The 1,889-nt window shown below is 51.7% G+C and carries 3 protein-coding genes; all 3 read left to right on the top strand.

Annotation, left to right across the window (positions count from 1 at the left end; genetic code table 11):
* Nucleotides 1–392: SCP2 sterol-binding domain-containing protein (locus ACP5KC_RS10410; RefSeq protein WP_428287543.1), on the top strand; the 392-nt coding region annotated here is incomplete at its 5' end.
* A 9-nt stretch (nt 393–401) separates the two neighbouring features.
* A complete protein-coding gene (locus ACP5KC_RS10415; RefSeq protein WP_428287544.1) occupies nt 402–1,586 on the top strand; it encodes an aconitase X in 1,185 nt (394 codons plus the stop codon).
* 6 nt (nt 1,587–1,592) lie between these two features.
* On the top strand, nt 1,593–1,889 hold a 297-nt coding region (locus ACP5KC_RS10420), incomplete at its 3' end, for an aconitase X swivel domain-containing protein (protein ID WP_428287545.1).

The raw sequence follows: 1,889 nt of genomic DNA on the forward strand, positions 1-1,889 counted from the left end.
AAAAATTCCTGAAAGCCGTTAAGGGCTGGAACTCTAGGATACTCGTGGACATAAGGCCTCCCGTGCCCGGCACACCTTACAGCTACCGCGTACTCATGGAGATTACGGACGGGAAATGCACCACTCTAAGAGTACTGGAACCTGAGGAACAAGTCCCAGCCGACATACAGGTCACAATGGATCTGACCACCTATGAGGCGATGCTTAGAGGAGAGCTAAGCAGCACATCCGCAACGCTAAGAGGAAAGGTTAAGATAAGCGGCGAGAAACTCGAGCTCATGAAAAGGCGTGAAAGTCTAGAAGCGCTAACCGAGGCCATGCGGGAAATGCTATTCAGGGGAGGGGCAATACGGGTTCTCCTCCCCTATCTAAGGAGAGACTTTACCTTTTAGGGTGATAACGTGGCGTCTAGAGCAGGCTCGGAGAGAGTTCTGGAAAAGTGCAGAACCACTGTAGAGTCTTATGGGAGAATATACGGCGCGACGCGCACAGTCGAGTGCAAGAGCTGTCACTTCGTCACCTCCTGTGGCTTAAGGTTCGTAAAGTCGATGTTCGACGTCCTGGGACAGCTCGCAGAGGCAGGGCTGAAAAGCAAGGTTCCCTTAACCGCAAACCCCCGTCCACTCGACAGGAAACAATACCCTTTTTTAGAGCGCCTTGTAGGCGGTTATCTATACAGTAAGCAGGAACAACTTGAGGATTTATTGCTCAGGCTTGGACTCATGGACCGCGAAGCGTTCACGTGTACCCCATACTATATAGGCAACAAGCCGAGCTACGGGGACGTGCTAGCATGGGCGGAGTCGTCCGCCGTAATCTACGCCAATTCAGTGATAGGAGCCAGAACAAACAGAAACTCATCTATTATAGAGATCTTCTCAGGCATACTCGGAGAAACCCCTGAATTCGGGCTACTACTCGACGAAAACAGGAGGGCCAGCTGGCTAGTAGAGGTTAAAACATCCTCAAAGCCAGACCCCTTCATCCTAGGCAGCCTCATAGGCAAGACAGTAGGCGAAGACGTCCCATACATCACGGGGCTAGAGAAATGGGGCCTAGAGGAATACGAGCTTAAAGACATGGGCTCAGCCATGGCGTCCTGGGGTGCTGTAGGACTATTCCATGCCGAAGGGCTTACCGCAGAGGCACGCGAGGAAGGAGCTAGGCTAATCAAAGACGCTCACAGACGCCTAGTAGTAGACGATAAAGCCTTGAAGGAAATGGAGGCGGAGATGGCTAAAGGTGCTTCCCCCGAGAAGACTGACCTCATCATTATAGGCTGCCCACACCTTTCACGAGAACAAGTCTCTCACTGGGCCCGGAGGCTCGAGGACAGGAAATTCATCAAGAGAACCCTCATGCTTGCAGCTCCCAAGATAATATCCGATGTTAAAGGCTCAAAGGATTACCAGCGCCTCAGAGAGGCCGGGGTAAGGCTGTCAAGCATATGCCCATTAATGTTCACCAATATTCCAACGTCCAAGAGACTCCACATCGCAACAGTATCGGGCAAGCTAGCATACTATAGTCACGCTGTTTTCTTCCGAGAGGATGCTCTTGTCGAGACGTTTACCGTGAGGAGGTGAGAAGGTGTGAGCAGGGAGGAGTTTAGAGGCCGACCGGTTGTCGCCGGAGAGGCTGAAGGAGAAGCTGTAGTTAGCAGGAGCGGTCTAAACTGGCTTGCAACATACCAGAAGACCATTGTATCGAGAACCAAGAAAGCTGTAGGTGCGGACAAAAACAACCCCGACATTTACGGGAAGGACTTAACGCATAAGATACTGGTGATACCACAAGGCATAGGCTCAACCACGGGAGGACTAGTGATAGCAGAGATAGCCTGCATGAGGCTAGAACCAAAGGCCATCCTATGCACCCGTCAAGCAGAC

It is taken from the genome of Infirmifilum sp. (genome assembly GCF_049970975.1).
GTDB lineage: Archaea > Thermoproteota > Thermoprotei > Thermofilales > Thermofilaceae > Thermofilum > Thermofilum uzonense.